Raw genomic sequence first — 16,983 nt, 5'->3', positions numbered from 1 at the left:
TTCGTTACGGCAATGGCATGGGTTCGGGCCGCCGCCCCTCGTATGCCATCTGCAGCAGGTGGCGCACGGCCCCCTTCTCCAGCGGGCGGGGGTTGGGGTACTGCTGGGTCAGGGCCAGGTCGCAGACGGTGTCCAGGTCGGCCTCGCGCAGGCCCAGGTCGCGCAGGGCCACGGGCGCGCCCGCGGCATGCGCCAGGTCGAACAGCGCACCGGCCACATCGCCCGGTTCCACGCCGCCCAGGGCGCGGGCGATGCGCCTGGCGGCAGCCGGCACATGGCGGAGGTTGAAGGCCAGTGCATGGGGCAGCACCACGGTGTGGGTCTCGGCATGCGGCAGCTTGAAGCTGCCGCCCAGCGTGTGGCACAGCTTGTGGTGCAGGGCCACACTGACGTTGCCCAGCACGCTGCCGCAGAGCCAGGCGCCGTACAGGGCATCGCCGCGTGCCTGCACGTCGCCGCCGTCCCGGTGCAGGGCCGGCAGTGCCTGGGCCAGGGCGCGGATGCCCTCCTCGGCCATCAGGTCCATGACGGGGTTGCCGTCCTGTGCATACAGGCCCTCCACCGCATGCGCGATGGCATTGATGCCGCTGGTGATGCTCGGCGGCACGGGCAGCGACAGCGTGAGCTCGGGGTCGTAGATCACCGTGCGTGGCATCACGCGGGCGTCGCGGCCCGTGGTCTTGAGGCCGGCTTCGGTGATGCCGTAGATCGGCGTCATCTCGCTGCCCGCATAGGTCGTCGGTATGGCCAGGATGGGCAGGCCCGCGTCGAGCGCGATGGCCTTGCCCAGGCCGATGGTGGAGCCGCCGCCAATGGCGACCGCGCAGTCCGCCCCCAGCCGGCGTGCCTCGTCGCGTGCGGCACGCGCAGCCTCGATGGGCACGTGCATCTCGGCCCGGGCGAAGACGCCGGCCGCGCGCGCACCCAGGCGGTCGGCCACCTGCTGCGCCTGGCCCACCTGGCCGGGCGTGCACAGCACGAGGGCGCGCCGCGCGCCCAGCAGGTCGATCTCGCGTTCGAGGTGGGCCAGCGACCCGGCGCCGAACACGGTGCGCGGGGACTGGTGGCGGTGGATGAAGTCGTGCATGGGGTTCTTCTCCAGCGGCGGATTCATGCCGGGGTGACCGGGTAGTCCACCTGGTAGCGCGCGGTGCGCATCGCGCCCAGCTCCGCCCGTACGCGCAGGTGCTCGGGGTGCTCGGCATAGGCGGCCAGGGCCTCGGGCGAATCGAACTCGCTGTAGAGCACCACGTCGCAGGCGTACGAGGTACGGCTCACGTCCACGCCGATCTCCAGGTGCCGCATCCCGGGGATGCGGCCCTTGAGGCTGTCGAAGCTGGTGCACAGGCGCTCGATGTTGCGTTGCCGCTCGGCAGGGGTGTCGCCCTGCACGTTCCACATCACGATGTGGCGGATGGTTTGCGGGTAGGTGCTCATGCAGGGAACCCCGTCTTCTGAGGCCAGAGGTTGATGAAGGCGTGGACGGTGGTGCCGGCGTACAGGCCCGCCTGGGTGAATGGCTCGTTCGCCAGCCAGGCGAGCGCCGCTTCACGGGATTCGAAGTCGATGACCAGCAGGCTGCCGAGCATGGTGCTGCCGTCGTCGTGCACCAGGGGCCCGGCGAACGCGATGCGCTGCTGCACCAAACCCAGGTAGGCCTTGTGCTGCGGGCGCACAGCTTGGCGCAGGTCGCCGGCATCCGGCCGGTCGAGCAGGAGAAAGCTGAACAGCATGGGCCTCACCCCGCCTTCGCCGGGTTGAGCACGAAGTCGTAGGCGAGCAGGTAGCTGCCATCGGGCTGCTGCGTCCAGTCGCAGACCAGCGACTGGCGCACGCCGAACACCGCGTCGGAGTCGAGGTAGTCGCTGTCCTGCCGGAAGACATGGGTGATCAGCGTCTCGTAGCCCGGCGCCTTCACCATGAAATGCAGGTGCGCCGGGCGCCAGGGGTGGCGGCCCGTGGCCTGCAGCATGGCGCCCACCGGGCCGTCGTGCGGAATGGCGTAGGGCACGGCGACGATGGAGCGGAAGTGGTAGCGGCCCTCGGCGTCGGCACGCAGCTGCCCGCGCGCCTGCGCCTGTTCCAGCGCCTCGTGCTGCACGTCGTACAGGCCGTCGTCGTCGGACTGCCAGACATCGAGTGTGGCGCCCGGGATGGCTTCGCTCTCTGTGCCGCGCACCGTGCCGCGCACCTGGCAGGGCGTGCCCTTGGCACCGTTGGCAATGTCGGCGCCCAGCTCGTAGGTGGGCGCGTCCTTCACGTAGAAGGGGCCGAACACCGTGGCCTCGGTGCAGCCCTCGGGCTTGTGGTTGTTCATGGCCACGGTGAGCATGGACAGGCCCAGCACGTCCGACAGCAGGATGAATTCCTGGCGCTTGTCGTCGGTGATTTGGCCGCAGCGGGTGAGGAATTCGATGCCCTTGAACCACTCGTCCTCGGTCAATTCCACCTCGCGGGCGAAGGCATGCAGGTGCTGCACCAGGCTGATGAGCACCTGCTTGAGGCGGGGGTCGGCCGTGCCGGCAAAGCTGGCGATGACCGCCTGGGTGATGTTGTCCTGGTCGAGGTTGCGCATGGTTGTTGTCTCCGCCTTGCCGTGTTCGTGGGGTCTGGATGCGAACTTTATGATTTCCACAAAAGAACATAAACAGGTCAAAATGGAATGAAGATTTCCGTTAAATGAAAATATGGACCGCCTTACCGAGCTGGAGTTGTTCATCAAGGTCGCCGAGGTGGGCAGCATGGGCGGCGCGGCCGAGGCGCTGGGGCTGTCCAACCCCGCCGCCAGCCGCCACCTGGCGTCGCTCGAAGGCCGGCTCAAGGCGCGGCTGGTGGAGCGCAACACCCGGCGCCTGTACCTGACGAGCGAGGGCCAGGAGTTCTACGAGCGCGCGCGCACCGTGCTGGCCGAGCTGCAGGACGCGGAGACGGCCATCAACTCCAGCACGCTCAAGCCCTCGGGCGTGCTGCGCGTCAGCGCCTCGCTGTCGTTCTCGATGCAGCTGATCGCGCCGCGCCTGGCGCAGTACCACCGCCAGTACCCGCAGGTGCGCGTGCACATCGAGGCCGCCAACCGCTACCTGGACATGATCGAGAACGGCATCGACGTGGCGATCCGCAACCGCGAGTTCGAGCCCGACAGCAGCATCACCATCCGCAAGCTGGCCTCCACGCGCCGGGTGCTGTGCGCATCGCCGGCCTACCTGGCATCGCGCGGCATGCCGAAGTCGCCGGATGAACTGGCCGCGCACGACTTTTTGATCTACGTGTACGCCAACCACGCGCACGAGCTGCGGCTGGCCCGCGGCGCGGACAGCTGCGTGGTGCCGATCCAGGGCCTGCTCGAATCGAACGACGGCCAGGTGCTGCGCGCCGCGGCGCTCAGCGGCCTGGGCATCCTGGTGCAGCCGAGCTACATCGTCTACGACGACATCGTGGCCGGGCGGCTGGTGCCCGTGCTCAACGACTGGGACCTGCCGCGCATCCAGATCAACATCGCCTACCCGAGCCGCAAGCACCTCTCGGCCAAGGTGCGCTCCTTCATCGACTTCATGGCCGACGAGTTCGAGAAGAACGGCTACGAGCGCAAGTGGACCAGCTACATGGGGCTGCGCTAAGACCTGTCACGCCCGGTTGCCGAACTGGCCGTGCACCCACTCGCGCAGCACGCGCGTGGCCGGCCGGTCGGCCGCGCGCGGGCTGTAGACCAGGTCGTAGCGGTAGCTGTCCACCGCGAGCTCGAAGGGCTGCACCAGCACGCCCGAGCGCAGCTCGTCGGCTACCAGCGTCAGGCTGAGCAGGCCCACACCCTGGCCCGCCACGGTGGCCTGCACGGCATGCATCTCTTCGGTGAAGGAGAGCCCGGCATCCGGGGGCGCGTCGCCGCCCAGGCCGGCGCGCGCCAGCCAGGTTCGCCACACCGGCGCCAGGGACTCGTCGCGTGGCGCCTGGCCCCACTCGAAGTGGATCAGCGGCACGGCGCCCAGATCGCGCCGCGCAGCCACCGCCAGGGCCGGTGTGCACACGGGGGCAAAGCGGTCCTGGAACAGCGGCTCCACCACCAGGCCGGCATAGCGCCCGCTGCCGTAGCGGATGGCGGCATCGGCCTCGGTATCGAGGTCCACCACGCGGTGGCTGGCATCCAGGCGCAGGCTCCAGCCCGGGTGCTGTGCGCTGAACGAGCCGACCCGGGGCGCCAGCACTTTGGCCATGAAGGCCACGGTCGATGACAGCGTGGCCGCCTGCGCCTGGCCCTGCGTGCGGCGCACGCGCTCGACCGCGCGCTCGAAGCTGTCCAGCCCATCGCGCAGCACGGGAAACAGCTGGTGCCCCGCCGCCGTCAGCGCCACCTGGCGCGTGCCGCGCTCGAACAGGCGCACGGCCAGGTGCTCCTCCAGCAGCCTGATCTGGTGGCTCACGGCCGTGGGGGTGACATGCAGCTCGTCGGCCGCGTCCTTGAAGCTCAGCCGCCGCGCGGCGGCCTCGAACACCCGCATGGCACCCAAGGGGGGAAGTCTGCGCATCGCGACAGTGTAGTTCTATTCATCTGTCGCCTGAAAAATCGACCTTTGTCGGGTGCCATTCATTTGGAGAAACTGGCGGCACGTCATTGCCTTCGCGCGTCACATGACCCAACCCTTTTCATCCATCAAGGAGCCACCATGCCTCTCACGCAAGTCCATACCCAGCCCGATCCCTATGCCCCCTTCCTGCTGTCCCAGGCCATTGCGCTGGGCAACCTGGTCTTCGTCTCGGGCCAGGCGGCCATCGGCGACGATGGCGCCATCGTCGGCAAGGGCGACTTCGATGCCCAGGCCGAACAGGCCTTCAAGAACCTCGACCGCGTGCTGCGGGCCGCCGGCTCGGACCTGCGCCACGTGGCCAAGGTCACGATCTTCCTGACCTCCATGGCGCACTTCCCGAAGATCGTGGAGCTGCGCCACCAATGGTTCAGCGCGCCCTACCCGGCCGACACCATCGTCGAGGTCTCGGGCCTGTACTCGCCCGACGCGATGATCGAGATCGAGGCCATCGCCACCATCCCCGGGGTGCGCGAATGAGGCCCCTGCTGTCGCCCACCCGCATCGGCGGCCTCGCCCTGCCCAACCGGCTGGTCGTCGCGCCCATGACGCGCGTGAGCGCCACGGCCGAAGGCCAGGCCACTGAGCGCATGGCACGCTACTACGCGCGCTTTGCAGAGGGTGGCTTCGGCCTGGTGGTCACCGAGGGCATCTACACCGACCAGGCCTACGCCCAGGGCTATGCCCACCAGCCGGGCCTGAGCGACCGGGCCCAGGCCCTGGCCTGGCGCCCCGTGGTGCAGGCCATCCACGCGGCAGGCGGGCGCGTGTTCGCGCAGCTCATGCATGCGGGCGCGCTGTCGCAGTTCAACCGCTTTCGCGGTCACACGGCAGGGCCTTCGGCCGTGCGCCCGCTGGGGCAGCAGATGGCGCTGTACCGCGGCGAAGGCCTCTACCCGCTGCCCGTGGCGATGAGCGAGGCCGAGATCGGCGAGGCCATCGCCGGCTTTCGCCGGGCGGCACGGCTGGCCGTGGAGGTGGCCGGCTTCGACGGCGTGGAGGTCCATGGCGCCAATGGCTACCTGCTCGACCAGTTCCTCACGGGCCACACCAACATCCGCGGCGATACCTGGGGCGGCCCCATCGGCCAGCGCGTGCGGCTGGCCTGCGAGGTGGTGCAGGGTGTGAGGCAGGAGCTGGGCAACGCAGTGCCGATCGGGGTGCGCATTTCGCAGGGCAAGGTCAACGACTTCACCCACCGCTGGCCCGAGGCCGAGGGCGGCGCGGCCACCGTGTTCAGCGCCCTGGCACAGTCGGGCGCGGACTGCCTGCACGTCACCGAGTTCGAGGCCTGGCGGCCGGCCTTCGCCGATGCCGATGCCGATGCCAGCCTGGTGCAGCTGGCGCGCCGCCATGCCCCCAGCATCGCCCTCATCGCCAACGGCGGCCTGCACGACCCCGCACGCGCGGCGAACGCGCTGGGCGATGGTGCCGACCTCGTGGCCCTGGGCCGCGGCGCGCTGGCCAACCCCGACTGGCCGCAGCGCCTGCGCGATGGCCTGGCGCCGCGCGCGTTCGATCCGGCCCTGCTGTCACCGCTGGGCGACCTCAAGGCGGTGGAGTTCGAGACCGCAGGCGCAACCGGGTGATCTGATAGGCTGCGCGGCCCTATTCGGCCTTCACCCCGGCGGCCTTGACCACCGATTCCCAGCGGGCCTTTTCCCTCGTGATCAGGGCACCGAACGCCTGGGCCGTGGTCGGTGTCGGCTCGGCCCCTTCGCTGCCCAGGCGCTGGGCCACGGCCGGCGCCCTCAGGGCGTCGTTGGTGCGCGCGTTGAGCCGCTGCACCACATCGGCCGGCGTGCGCGCGGGAGCGACCATGCCGTACCACTGGTCGGCCTCGAAGCCCTGTGCGCCTGGCACACCGGACTGCCCGACCGTGGGAACCTCGGGCAGCTGTACCAAGCGCTGGCGGCCCGACACCACCAGGGGCCGGATCTTGCCGGCCTTGATGTGCGGCAGCAGCGCCGGCACGCCGGTGAACAGCAGTTGCACCTGGCCCGCGAGCAGGTCGTTCACCGAGGGTGCCGTGCCCTTGTAGGGCACGTGCAGGGCCTTCAGGCCCGTCTGCAGCTTGAGCAACTCCATCGCCAGGTGCGCAGCACTGCCATTGCCGCCGGAGCCATAGACCAGCCGCTCAGGGTGCGATTGCGAGTACGCCACCAGCTCGGTCAGGTTGCTGGCTGGCACCGAGGGGTGGAGCACCAGCAGGTTGGGCACCCGGGCTACCAGCGCCACGGGCGCGAACGCCTTGAGCGGATCGAAGCCGAGCTGCGGGTACAGCCAGGGGTTGACCGCCAGCGTGCCGGTGTGGCCCATGAAGAGGGTGTGGCCGTCGGGTGGCGAACGCAGGGCCCGCTCGGAGCCCAGGGTTCCACCCGCGCCGGGCACGTTCTCGACGATGACCGGCTGGCCCAGCGACTGCCCCAGTTCCAGCCCCACGGCCCGCGCCAGGATGTCGCTGGAGCCCCCGGGCGTGAAGGGCACGATGATGCGCACGGGCCGCGATGGGAAATCGGCCGCTGCCTGCGCCGGCCGCGCCCCGGCAAACAAGGGCAGGCCGAGCAGGGGCAGGAATCGGCGCCGAGGCCAGAGGGCCGCCATGGGATCAATCCGGCTTGATGCCGGTTTCCTTGACCAGTTTTTCGTAGCGCTGGCGTTCGGAGCGCACCAGCGCGGCAAACTGGGCGCTGCTGCCGGGCGTGACCTCGCCGCCCACGCCGGTCATGCGCGCCTTGACCTCGGGCTGATCGAGGGCCTTCTGCACTTCGGCATGCAGCCTGTCGGTGATGGGCTTGGGCGTGCCCGCGGGCGCGACCAGGCCGTACCAGACCGAGGCCTCGAAGCCGGGATAGCCGGATTCGGCGATGGTCGGCACGTCCGGGAAGATGCTGGTGCGGTTGGCGCTCAGCGCGGCCAGCACCTTGAGCTTGCCGCTCTTCACGTGCGGCAGGGCCTCCAGCGCGTTGACCGCCACCAGCGGCACCTGGCCACCGATGGTGTCGGTGATGGCCGGGCCGCCGCCGCGGTAGGGTACGTGCTGCAAGGAAATGCCGGCCGCCTTGGCGAACAGCTCCACGGCCATGTGCGGCGTGGCGCCGTTGCCCGGGCTGGCGAACGAGATGCCACCAGGCCGGGCCTTGGCCGCCGCGATGAGCTGGGCCACGGTGTTGTACGGCACCGCGGGGTTGGCGGCAATGACCACGGGCACCCGGCCCACCTGCGAGATCAGCACCAGGTCCTTCTCGGCGTCGAAAGGCGCGGGCTGGTACAGCGCCATGTTGGCCGCCAGCGCGTTGGCGGCGAGCATCAGCGTGTAGCCATCGGGCGCAGCACCGATCACCGACTTCACCGCGATGTTGGTGCCGGCGCCGGGCTTGTTCTCGACGACGATGGGCTGGCCCATGCTGGTGGCCATGGCCTGGCCCACCGTGCGCGCGATGATGTCGACCGCACCGCCCGCCGGGTAGCCCACCACCAGCTTGATGGGCCTGTCGGGGTAGGCCGGCGCCTGGGCCCAGGCGCTTGGCAGTGCCAGCACGGCGAGCAGGGCCAGCACCGATCGGCGTGCGGGGGGAAAGGTAAAGCGCATGAAGTCTCCTGGCGTTGTCGTTGTCGTCCTGTCCTGTCGCGGGCCGCGACGGTACCGCTCCATTCTGAACGGCCGGTGCCCGGCCCGCTACGCCAGATGGCGCCTAGCAGATAGGTCTGTCTTCAATACCGGCGAGGCCCCGCACCGGGGTCCGTTGGCGGGCATGGCGCAAACACTGAACAGGTCGCCGCAGGGCCGTTCAGCCAAAGGTGAAGGCATAGCTGCGCGCGCCCGCATCCAGGAACTGGATCTCCACGGTGCGGGGCTTCACCGCGCCGCCCTGGCGGATCAGTTGGTAGAGCCGCGTCGCGTCCGCCACCCCGTTGCCTTCGGCGTCCACGTCCGTGCCATGGTGGATGCCGGGGGGCTGGCCGTCCAGCGTCACCCGAAAGCGCACGGGCTGCCCGGTGGCAGCGCCCAGCACGAGGTTGGCGTCGCGGGCCTCGAAGCGCACCGCCAGGCGGCCGCCCGGCTGCTGGGCCTGCACGAACTCGGGGCCCAACGTCCAATTGCCGGCGAGCGACCAGGTGTTGGTCTGCAGCGGTGCAGCGGTGTAGTGCGCCGGCTGGTCGGCCACGACGCTGCCGGCCACGCGCGGACGGCTCCCCTTTTCATACCCCAGGTAGGTCTCGGGGCTGCGCAGCGTGTCCGCATCGGCAGCCATGCCCAGGCCCCGGGTGTCCGGCCTGGCATCCGGTGACACGGCGCCGGTGCTGGCGAGGGAGGAGGCACCGGCCTCGCGCAGCAGCTCCTCGATCACGCGCTCGGAGGCCGCGTAGCCGCCTTCGCCGAACTGGTGGTGCCGCACCCGGCCTTGCGCATCGACGAAGTACAGCGCCGGCCAGTAGCGGTTGTTGAAGCTGCGCCAGATGCGAAAGTCGTTGTCCTGCACCACGGGGTAGGGGATACCGAGATCGCGCAAAGCCCGCTGGACGTTGCCGGGGTCCTTCTCGAACGCGAACTCCGGGGTGTGCACGCCCACCACCACCAAACCGCGGTCCGCATACTTGTGCGCCCAGGCCTTGACGTAGGGCAGCGTGCGCAGGCAGTTGACGCAGGAGTAGGTCCAGAAGTTCACCAGCACGACCTTGCCGCGCAGCGCGGCAATGGACTGCGGCGCGGCATTGAGCCACCGGGTGCCGCCATCGAGGCTGGCCCGCGTGGATTCGATGGGCAGGCTGGAGGGGCGCGGCGCGCCACTGCGTTCCAGTGGCAGCTCTGCCGCCTCGGCCCCCGGCATCACGCGCTGCAGCAGGCGGGCTTCGAACCCACCTGCAGCCCCGGGGCCGGTGAGCCGGGCCAGCACGCCAGTGTCCACGCCCAGGGCGACCGCGAGCACCGCGGCCAGCATCACGCCGCCCGCGAGGCGGCGGCCGGCGACGCCAGGCAACCAGCGCGCCTTCAGGGCCGCCAGGGGCCGGGCGCCCATCCGCAGCGCGGCCGCGAGGGCGACGGCGCCACCCGCGCCGTAGGACAACAGCAGCAGCCAGGTGTGCACATCCGGGCCGGCCAGGGCGGCGCTGGAGAGCACCAGGCCCAGCACCGGCCCCGCACACGGCGACCAGACCAGGCCGGTGGCGACGCCCAGCAGCGCGGAGCCCAGCCAGGTGCTTCGGGTCTTGACGCGCAGCAGGCGCTCACCCGCCCGGACCAGCGGGCGGCTCCACCAGCCCGCCACCCCGGGCAACAGCAGAGAAACCGCGAACCAGGCCAGCGAGGCCAGCGCGATCCAGCGCCCGGCCTGGTTCAGGTGCACCGCCCAGGCACCCGCCACCGCACCCAGCGAGGCCACGGACGCGAAGGCGACGACCATGCCGGCGAGCAAGGGCAGGTGGCCCTGCGCAGCGGGCCGGTCATGGCGCGCGAAGACGAAGGGCAGGACCGGCAGGATGCAGGGGCTGAGCAGGGTCAGCATCCCGCCGGCGAACGCGAGGATATAGAGGGTCATGGCAGCAGCTCCAGACGGCTTGGTGGCGGGGGTCAGAGCCGGGTAACGTCGATCACCGCCTGCGCGAAGGCGGCGGGCGCTTCCTGCGGCAGGTTGTGGCCAATGCCGCCGCTCAGGTGGCGGTGCTGGTACCTGCCCGTGAACTTCTTCGCATAGGCGGCCGGGGCCGGATGGGGTGCGCCATTGGCGTCGCCTTCCATCGTGATGGAGGGCACGCCGATGCTGGGCGCTGCCACCAGCTTGTCCTCCAGCGCATCGAAGCGCGACTCGCCGCCCACCAGGCCGATGCGCCAGCGGTAGTTGTGGACCACGATGGCCACATGGTCCGGGTTCTCGAAGGACTGGGCACTGCGCTGGTAGGTTGCCTCATCGAATTGCCACTGCGGTGATGCCTGCTGCCAGATGAAGCGGTTGAACGCGGCCGGGTTGGCGGCGTAGCCATCGCGGCCGCGGTCGGTCGCAAAGTAGGACTGGTACCACCAGGCGAACTCGGCGGCCGGCGGCAGCGGCTTGGCATTGGCCTTGGGGTTGCCGATCAGGTAGCCGCTCACGGAGACCAGGCCGGCGACGCGCTCGGGCCAGATGGCGGCCAGGATGCAGGCCGTGCGCGCACCCCAGTCGAACGCGCCCAGTACGGCCTGGCGGATTCCGAGCGCGTCCATCAGCGCAATGATGTCCTGGGCCACAGCACCCTGCTGGCCATTGCGCACGGCGTCTGCGGACAGGAAGCGGGTGCCACCGTAGCCGCGCAGGTAGGGCACGATCACGCGGTAGCCGGCAGCCGCCAGGCGCGGCGCGACATCGACGAAGGCATGGATGTCATAGGGCCAGCCGTGCAGCAGGAGGGCGACGGGGCCGTTGGCCGGCCCGGCTTCGGCATATTCGACGCGCAGGTCGCCGGCATCGACGGTCTTGAGCCCATCGAAGCGGGTCGCCTCGCCGCTGCCCGCCGCGGCGAGCGACGGGGCACTGAGCAGGCTGCCGAGGGGGGCGATGGCCAGGCCGAGGGCCGTGCTTCCAAGAAAGCTGCGGCGGCGGGCGAAGGGAGTGTGGGTGGTGTCCATGGTGGGTTCTTTCCAGCGGGTTGTGAAGGGCGCCGACACCGTGTCGGCGGCTGGCTCCAGTACACCGCCGCGGTGTATGTGGCATGTGTCATGCACCCCCTGCAAGTGCATGGTGGTGTAGCGAAACCGACGCCGGATACACAGCCATACAAAGCCGCCGCCGGCAAAGAAACGGGCTCCCAAAACGCCACCGCCACCCTGAAGGTGGCGGTGGTGCGATGCGGGGAAGACAAACCGGAAAACTAGGGCGGCGGGAGGGCGCCACGCCGCCGCGGTGGCGGCGAGGCATTGGCGGACGGCACGGCACAGGGCCGGCCCGCGGGCTGGGCGAGCTCCGAGGCCAAGCCACCGAACAGGAACAGCAGCGAAAACAGCCATCTGCGCATGACCCGCCCCTACCCTTCCAGCGCCTCGACCTGGGCGGCGAAGACATAGCCCTCGCTGCGCACGGTCTTGATGTAGCGCGGCTCGCGCGCGTCATCGCCCAGGCATTTGCGCAGGCGGCTGATCATGAGGTCGATGGAGCGCTCGAACAGCTCCGCCTCGCGCCCCTGGGTGATGGACAGGATCTGGTCGCGCGTCAGCACCTTTTGCGGGTGGTCCACGAGCACGCGCAGCAGCCGGTACTCGGCCCCGCTCAGGGGCACCATGGTGCCCTCCTTGTCCAGCAGGGCACGTTCCACGGTGTCCAGCCGCCAGTCGCCGAAGGCCAGGTAGCGCGCCTCCTCGGTGCTGCGCATGTTGGGTGGCAACATGCGCGTGCGCCGCAGCACGGACTTGATGCGCGCCAGCAGCTCGCGCGCGGCAAAGGGCTTGGCCAGGTAGTCGTCGGCGCCCATCTCGAGCCCGAGCACGCGGTCGGCCTCGTCGCCACGGGCGGTGAGCATGATGATGGGCACGGCCTTGAACTTGCCGGCGCGCAGGTCGCGGCACAGCGTCAGGCCGTCTTCGCCGGGCAGCATCAGGTCCAGGATGATGAGTTCGAAGGGGCCGGCCGTCTCCAGGGTCTGGTGCATGTGCCGCCCCGTGGGCACGGTGGTGACGCGGTAGCCATTTTTCTGCAGGTAGGCGCTGACCAGGTCGCGGATCTCGCGGTCGTCGTCGACCACGAGGATGTGGTCGCTGGGGGCAACGGTGGTGCTCATCATGGGGATGCAGTCGGGGTATGGGCGGGTAGTTTCAGGCGCGCGCACAGGCCGCCCTCGGGGCGGTTGTGCAGGCTGAGCTCTCCGGCGAGCGACAGGGCCAGCTGGTGCGCGATGGCCAGGCCCAGGCCGGAGCCGCCGGTCTCGCGGTTGCGCGAGCCCTCGACGCGGTAGAAGGGCTGCAGCACTGCCAGCAGCTGCGCTTCGGGAATGCCCGGCCCGGCATCGCAGACGTCGATGTACAGGTGGTCCTGCTCCAGCCGCACGCGCATTTCTGCACGCTCGCCATATTTCAGCGCATTGTCGACCAGGTTGGTGAGGATGCGGCGCAAGGCATGGGGTCGCGTGGTGACGGGCACGGTGACCTCGCCCGCCATGGTGACCGGGCTGCCCGTGTCGGCGTAGTCGTTGGCGATGCTGCGCACCAGGGCATCCAGGTCCAGGCGGCGCAACTGCTCCTGCGAGCCCTGAAGGGTCTTGGCATAGCCCACGCCCTCCTGGACCAGCGTGCGCATGGCATCGAGGTCATGGCGGAACTTGTCGGCTTCGGGCATGCCCTCCAGGAGGTCGACACGCAGGCGCATGCGGGTGATGGGTGTCTGCAGGTCGTGCGATATCGCCGCGAGGATCTGCATGCGCTCGTTGAGGTAACCGGCGATGCGCCGCTGCATGGCATTGAAGGCGCGTGCGGCCTGCGCCACCTCGGCCGGCCCGCTTTCCGCCACGAGCGAGGGCTGCAGGTCGGGGCCCAGCTGGTCCGCCGCGGCCGCCAGCCGCTTCAGCGGCCGCGTGACCAGGCGCATGCCCACCCACGCACAGGCCGCCAGCACCACCAACTGGGCGAGCAGCAGCCAGGTGACCCAGTCCGAGACCGGCATCGGAACCCGGCGCGCGAGCACATAGAGCGAGGATCCATCACCGAGGCGCACCTGCATGCGCACCGTCTCCGGCATGTTCTCGATCTGGCCCACGGCCAGCACCGGGAACGGGCGCAGTGCCGTGGCCACGACTTCGACGAAGCGCGACAGGGCCGGCGATGCCGGGGGCGCGGTGTCCACGGCACCTTGCAGGGAGAAGGTGTAGTTGGGCCGCTCCAGGCGCTGGAGCCAGTCCTCCCGCTCGCTGGCGGGCAGCCGGTCCAGGATGGCCACCGAGCTGGCGATATCGCGCTCGACACCGCTGACCATCAGGTTCATGAGCGTCTGGCCCCGCTCGTAGCGGATGGCCACATAGGTCAGCAGCTGCGCGAGCGCCATGCCCAGCACCACGAGGAGCGTGGTGCGTGCCAGCAGGGTGGACGGCCAGAGCCGCCGCAGGAATGAAGGCACAGGCTTCCTTAGCAAATGGACCAGGGCATGGCGGGACGCAGGCAGGCCGTTCAGGCGACGGACAGATCGACCGCGATGTTGCCGCGGGTCGCCTTGGAATAGGGGCACAGCTGGTGCGCGCCTTCGACGATGGCCAGGGCCTTGTCACGGTCGACGCCGGGCACGCTGACCTTCAGGCGTGCCGCCAGCGCAAAGCCGTCCGGCCCCTGCACCAGGTCCACTTCGGCATCCACCGCCAGGTCGTCCGGCAGCCGCACACCCACGGTCTGCGCGGCGCGGGCCATGGCGCCCATGAAGCAGGCCGACCAGCCGGCAGCGAACAGCTGCTCGGGGTTGGTGCCGGTGCCCACGGTGCCGAAGCGCGTGAGGGCGATGTCCAGCCGGCCATCGTCACTGCGCGAGGCGCCGGTGCGACCGCCGATGGTGTGGGTGCGGCCTGTGTAGAGAACGTTGTCTTGGGTGCTTGCTGCAGCAGTCATGGTGGGGTCCTTGGGGGAGTGTGCTTGTCGAAATGACGGCCGGATTGTTGAACCGGAAGGCGCTTTGCCCCAGCGGTTTCTTGACCCAATGTAGCCGGCCCATGGCTGCGTACAAAACCATACAAAACTCCCTGCCGCGCGCGCAGGTGGTGCGGCAGTTGCAGGTCCGCCATGCCAGGGCATGCGGGCCACGGGGCTGCCACCCACCTCACCCTCCCTGCAGCCGATTGCGCCCTTCGCGCTTGGCCGCGTACATCCATTGGTCCGCACGCCGCAGAAGCTGGGCCGCATCGTCCAGGGGCTGGGCACAGGTCAGCCCCATGCTGACGGTCACCCCACGCCCGGGCACGAATCGGGACCAGTCATGTGCCTGCACCTGCTGCCTGAGCCGTTCACACACCAGGGAGGCATCACCCAATGCCTGTCCCCACAGCAGAATGACAAACTCCTCGCCGCCAATGCGCGCCACGAAGTCGCCCCCTCGCACGCCGCCGGTCAGCAACTTGGCGGTCTCGCGCAGCACGGCGTCCCCGACGTCGTGGCCCCAGCCATCGTTGACCTGCTTGAAGTGGTCGATGTCGATCAGGGCCAGCGAAAAGCCCTCCGCCTGGCCATGCCCCATCGGGAGCACGGCCATCAGGCGGGCATCCAGTGCCCGGCGGTTGGCCAGTCCGGTGAGCGGGTCCAGCAGGGATTTCTGCGTCGCCACGTCGGCGCGCTCGCGCAGTTCTTCCGCTTCGAGCCGCAACTGCGCAAGTTCCTGCTGGGCGATTTCCATCCTCACCTCGCCCAACAGCACGCGCGCCTGGGCATTCAGGCTGAGCTCCCGGTCGCGGCGCACCTGCACCATCATGGACTCCAGTGCCGCCAGGGCCTGCGCATCGGAGCCAGCGGCCTTGAAGGCACGGTACCGGGATCTCCACCACCACCGGCGGCATCCTTCGTTGCGCTGGGCCGCGGCCGCATCCACCCGGTGGTCCAGCGCTTCGCAGGCCTCGGCCGCGCGCCCGCTGGCCAACAGCCAGTCCGCGTTGAGCAGTTCGTTTTCTGCACGGGCATCAGGGGCCTTCGCCTCGATGGCGAATGCGCGGTGCCGATCGACCGCGACACGCATCTCCGCAAGCCGCCCCAGGGCCTCCAGGGCCAGGCATTCGATCTCGGCGCAGACCATTTTCCAGCGTACATGCCCGCGCGCGAGCACCTTCGCCCTCTGCACCACGGCCAGGGCCTCGCGCAGATGCGCAGCCTGCGCTTCGGTCGGAGCCAGCGGGCCCGGCAGATGGGCGAGCTGGCGCCCGGATCGGCACAGTGCGCCTGCGAGATTGACGACCGCGGCGAACTGCGCCACCTTGTCAGCGTCACGTCGGGCCTCTTCATCCGCCTTGTGCAAGAGGGTGATCGCATGCGCAGGGTCGCCCAGCAACTCCACCACGCCCGCCAGGCTGGAGAGGCTGCGCGACACCAGCCCGGGCGCTCCCAGGGTGCGTGCCCGCCCCAGTGCCCACATCGCCTCGGGCAGCGCCTCGTCCGCCCGCCCGAGCTGGCACCAGGCCCGGGTCAGGGTGTTGCGCAGCTTGATACCGACCCCATGCAATTCGAGCGCGTCGGCCTCCGCCAGGGCTGCGTGGGCACTCTCTGCCGCCTTTTCGCTCTCGCCCCGGCGCAGCTGGTGCTCGGCCAGCCAAGCGGACGCCAGCGCGGCTTCGGGCCGCAGCCCGCATTCCCTGGCGGTTTGCAAGGCCCGCGCAGCGATCTCGGCCCCGGCGTCGTGCGCCCCCACCAGACTGGCTGCTTCGCAGTCTTGCAGGTCGGCCAGAAGTTGGTCTGTGCGTTCCATGGTCTATGGCGCCTGGTGCTGCGGGATGACGGGTTCTAGAACAGGTCCCGTGAATATCGCACAGAGACCGGGCCTCGGTCATTCCCGTTGCAAATAGCCGCATGAAAGCCTGCCCCGCCATATCGGTTGGCCGCAGATGAGGGCCTCGGCGTGTTCCGCCCATTGCCAGTCGCAACCCCCGCTCCCGCATCGATCCGCGGCGAGAAACCCATGGCAGCCCCCTGCCTGACAGCTGCGCTCACCTGATTGGCGCCGGTGCCCTGCTCAAGCGCTGTAGACCTCCCACTTGCCCGTGCGCAGGCCGTGCATCAGTTCCTGCAATTCCTTGTCCAGTGCCCGATCTTCGACCACCAGTGGAATGGCCCCTGAGAGATCGTCCAGGAAGTCCCTGAGAGGGGCTGGCAGTGGGAGCGTGCTGATCCGCAGACGCAGTTCCAGCGCTTGCCGGGCCGCAATGAGCATGCCGGCAGCGACCTGCTCGGTCAGCTCCAGCACCCGCAAGGCATCGCGTGCGGCGATGGTTCCCATGCTGACCTTGTCCTGGTTGTGGCATTCGGTGGATCGCGAGAAGACCGACGCTGGCATGGTTTGCTTCAACGCCTCTGCGGTCCAGGCCGACACGCTGATCTGAAGGGCCTTCAGGCCATGGTTGATGGCAGCGCGAGGACCGGTGGAGCCCGACAGATTGGACGGTAGCCCATGGTTGTAGCGCTGGTCGACCAGCAGCGCCAATTGCCGGTCCATGAGGTCCGCCAGGTTGGCGACCGTATTTTTCAGGGTATCCATGGCAAGCGCTATGTGTCCTCCATAGAAGTGCCCACCATGCAGTACCCGCTCGCCCTCCGGGTCGATCAAAGGGTTGTCATTGGCGCTGTTGAGTTCGTTTTCAATCAACTGGCGAAGGAATGGCAGTGCATCCTGTTGAATTCCACTGAATATTGACCCAGTTGAAGCAGTAAGGGGGTGCGGATAAAAACTTGGACTGGTTTTATGCCGCAAGTCCAAGGCTC

The 16,983-nt window shown here is 69.4% G+C and carries 17 protein-coding genes; 3 read left to right on the top strand and 14 right to left on the bottom strand.

The features are described from left to right. Positions 1-4: 4 nt before the first annotated feature. Genes PMI14_RS13105 through PMI14_RS13090 form a run of 4 tightly spaced genes read right to left on the bottom strand, consistent with a single transcriptional unit; the run spans position 5 to position 2,575 of the window. Positions 5-1,114: a maleylacetate reductase gene (locus tag PMI14_RS13105; protein ID WP_007855042.1), complete on the bottom strand. Its 1,110-nt coding sequence runs from the start codon at positions 1,112-1,114 to the stop codon at positions 5-7. After that, entirely contained in the window at positions 1,111-1,437 is a 327-nt protein-coding gene (locus tag PMI14_RS13100) for a Dabb family protein (protein WP_007855041.1), read from the bottom strand. Before PMI14_RS13100 ends, PMI14_RS13105 begins: the two co-directional genes overlap by 4 nt. After that, a complete protein-coding gene (locus tag PMI14_RS13095) occupies positions 1,434-1,733 on the bottom strand; it encodes a YciI family protein (RefSeq protein WP_007855040.1) in 300 nt (99 codons plus the stop codon). Before PMI14_RS13095 ends, PMI14_RS13100 begins: the two co-directional genes overlap by 4 nt. 5 nt (positions 1,734-1,738) lie before the next feature. Then, complete coding sequence (locus PMI14_RS13090; protein ID WP_007855039.1) at positions 1,739-2,575, bottom strand: intradiol ring-cleavage dioxygenase; 837 nt, start codon at positions 2,573-2,575, stop codon at positions 1,739-1,741. A 112-nt stretch (positions 2,576-2,687) separates the two neighbouring features. Here PMI14_RS13090 and PMI14_RS13085 point away from each other — a divergent pair, with 112 nt between their 5' ends. Continuing rightward, positions 2,688-3,617 carry a LysR family transcriptional regulator gene (locus PMI14_RS13085; RefSeq protein WP_007855038.1) on the top strand — a complete coding sequence of 310 codons (930 nt, stop codon included), beginning with the start codon at positions 2,688-2,690 and terminating at the stop codon, positions 3,615-3,617. 6 nt (positions 3,618-3,623) lie between these two features. On the opposite strand, the gene PMI14_RS13080 is transcribed toward PMI14_RS13085, so the two are convergent. Then, the gene (locus PMI14_RS13080) at positions 3,624-4,523 is read right to left on the bottom strand and encodes a LysR substrate-binding domain-containing protein (protein ID WP_035203644.1); all 900 of its coding nucleotides are present in this window, start codon (positions 4,521-4,523) and stop codon (positions 3,624-3,626) included. Positions 4,524-4,661: 138 nt separating this feature from the next. On the opposite strand from PMI14_RS13080, the gene PMI14_RS13075 reads away from it, so the two are divergent. Both PMI14_RS13075 and PMI14_RS13070 read left to right on the top strand, forming a co-directional pair. Further along, positions 4,662-5,060, top strand: coding sequence for a RidA family protein (locus PMI14_RS13075; RefSeq protein ID WP_007855036.1), 399 nt, complete (start codon positions 4,662-4,664; stop codon positions 5,058-5,060). After that, positions 5,057-6,169, top strand: a complete 1,113-nt coding sequence (locus PMI14_RS13070; RefSeq protein WP_007855035.1) for an NADH:flavin oxidoreductase — start codon at positions 5,057-5,059, stop codon at positions 6,167-6,169. The genes PMI14_RS13075 and PMI14_RS13070 overlap by 4 nt, the downstream gene beginning before the upstream one ends. 19 nt (positions 6,170-6,188) lie before the next feature. Here PMI14_RS13070 and PMI14_RS13065 read toward each other — a convergent pair whose 3' ends face one another. The 9 genes from PMI14_RS13065 to PMI14_RS13025 form a co-directional block, all read right to left on the bottom strand. Further along, positions 6,189-7,184: a tripartite tricarboxylate transporter substrate binding protein gene (locus tag PMI14_RS13065; RefSeq protein ID WP_007855034.1), complete on the bottom strand. Its 996-nt coding sequence runs from the start codon at positions 7,182-7,184 to the stop codon at positions 6,189-6,191. A gap of 4 nt (positions 7,185-7,188) precedes the next feature. Continuing rightward, positions 7,189-8,172, bottom strand: a complete 984-nt coding sequence (locus PMI14_RS13060) for a tripartite tricarboxylate transporter substrate binding protein (protein ID WP_007855033.1) — start codon at positions 8,170-8,172, stop codon at positions 7,189-7,191. Positions 8,173-8,371: 199 nt separating this feature from the next. Next, the gene (locus PMI14_RS13055; RefSeq protein WP_007855032.1) at positions 8,372-10,120 is read right to left on the bottom strand and encodes a cytochrome c biogenesis protein DipZ; all 1,749 of its coding nucleotides are present in this window, start codon (positions 10,118-10,120) and stop codon (positions 8,372-8,374) included. A 32-nt stretch (positions 10,121-10,152) separates the two neighbouring features. Further along, the gene (locus PMI14_RS13050; RefSeq protein WP_035203641.1) at positions 10,153-11,184 is read right to left on the bottom strand and encodes an alpha/beta fold hydrolase; all 1,032 of its coding nucleotides are present in this window, start codon (positions 11,182-11,184) and stop codon (positions 10,153-10,155) included. Between the two features lie 395 nt (positions 11,185-11,579). After that, the gene (locus PMI14_RS13045) at positions 11,580-12,332 is read right to left on the bottom strand and encodes a response regulator (protein WP_007855029.1); all 753 of its coding nucleotides are present in this window, start codon (positions 12,330-12,332) and stop codon (positions 11,580-11,582) included. Further along, complete coding sequence (locus tag PMI14_RS13040) at positions 12,329-13,657, bottom strand: ATP-binding protein (protein ID WP_007855028.1); 1,329 nt, start codon at positions 13,655-13,657, stop codon at positions 12,329-12,331. Before PMI14_RS13040 ends, PMI14_RS13045 begins: the two co-directional genes overlap by 4 nt. Positions 13,658-13,707: 50 nt before the next feature. Beyond that, a complete protein-coding gene (locus PMI14_RS13035; RefSeq protein WP_007855027.1) occupies positions 13,708-14,136 on the bottom strand; it encodes an organic hydroperoxide resistance protein in 429 nt (142 codons plus the stop codon). Positions 14,137-14,344: 208 nt separating this feature from the next. Beyond that, entirely contained in the window at positions 14,345-15,973 is a 1,629-nt protein-coding gene (locus tag PMI14_RS33540) for a diguanylate cyclase (RefSeq protein WP_007855025.1), read from the bottom strand. 264 nt (positions 15,974-16,237) lie between these two features. Further along, a partial coding sequence (locus tag PMI14_RS13025) for an aromatic amino acid lyase (RefSeq protein WP_157405891.1) occupies positions 16,238-16,983 on the bottom strand: 746 nt, incomplete at its 5' end.

The organism is Acidovorax sp. CF316, assembly GCF_000276605.1.
Taxonomy (GTDB): Bacteria; Pseudomonadota; Gammaproteobacteria; order Burkholderiales; family Burkholderiaceae_C; genus Acidovorax.
This window is presented reverse-complemented; position numbering and strand designations above follow the sequence as displayed.

What these genes read in the sequence shown, in the direction of transcription:
- PMI14_RS13105 (WP_007855042.1), bottom strand. Translation starts at nt 1,114, where the DNA reads ATGAATCCGCCGCTGGAGAAGAACCCCATGCACGACTTCATCCACCGC.
- PMI14_RS13100 (WP_007855041.1), bottom strand. Translation starts at nt 1,437, where the DNA reads ATGAGCACCTACCCGCAAACCATCCGCCACATCGTGATGTGGAACGTG.
- PMI14_RS13095 (WP_007855040.1), bottom strand. Translation starts at nt 1,733, where the DNA reads ATGCTGTTCAGCTTTCTCCTGCTCGACCGGCCGGATGCCGGCGACCTG.
- PMI14_RS13090 (WP_007855039.1), bottom strand. Translation starts at nt 2,575, where the DNA reads ATGCGCAACCTCGACCAGGACAACATCACCCAGGCGGTCATCGCCAGC.
- PMI14_RS13085 (WP_007855038.1), top strand. Translation starts at nt 2,688, where the DNA reads ATGGACCGCCTTACCGAGCTGGAGTTGTTCATCAAGGTCGCCGAGGTG.
- PMI14_RS13080 (WP_035203644.1), bottom strand. Translation starts at nt 4,523, where the DNA reads ATGCGCAGACTTCCCCCCTTGGGTGCCATGCGGGTGTTCGAGGCCGCC.
- PMI14_RS13075 (WP_007855036.1), top strand. Translation starts at nt 4,662, where the DNA reads ATGCCTCTCACGCAAGTCCATACCCAGCCCGATCCCTATGCCCCCTTC.
- PMI14_RS13070 (WP_007855035.1), top strand. Translation starts at nt 5,057, where the DNA reads ATGAGGCCCCTGCTGTCGCCCACCCGCATCGGCGGCCTCGCCCTGCCC.
- PMI14_RS13065 (WP_007855034.1), bottom strand. Translation starts at nt 7,184, where the DNA reads ATGGCGGCCCTCTGGCCTCGGCGCCGATTCCTGCCCCTGCTCGGCCTG.
- PMI14_RS13060 (WP_007855033.1), bottom strand. Translation starts at nt 8,172, where the DNA reads ATGCGCTTTACCTTTCCCCCCGCACGCCGATCGGTGCTGGCCCTGCTC.
- PMI14_RS13055 (WP_007855032.1), bottom strand. Translation starts at nt 10,120, where the DNA reads ATGACCCTCTATATCCTCGCGTTCGCCGGCGGGATGCTGACCCTGCTC.
- PMI14_RS13050 (WP_035203641.1), bottom strand. Translation starts at nt 11,184, where the DNA reads ATGGACACCACCCACACTCCCTTCGCCCGCCGCCGCAGCTTTCTTGGA.
- PMI14_RS13045 (WP_007855029.1), bottom strand. Translation starts at nt 12,332, where the DNA reads ATGATGAGCACCACCGTTGCCCCCAGCGACCACATCCTCGTGGTCGAC.
- PMI14_RS13035 (WP_007855027.1), bottom strand. Translation starts at nt 14,136, where the DNA reads ATGACTGCTGCAGCAAGCACCCAAGACAACGTTCTCTACACAGGCCGC.
- PMI14_RS33540 (WP_007855025.1), bottom strand. Translation starts at nt 15,973, where the DNA reads ATGGAACGCACAGACCAACTTCTGGCCGACCTGCAAGACTGCGAAGCA.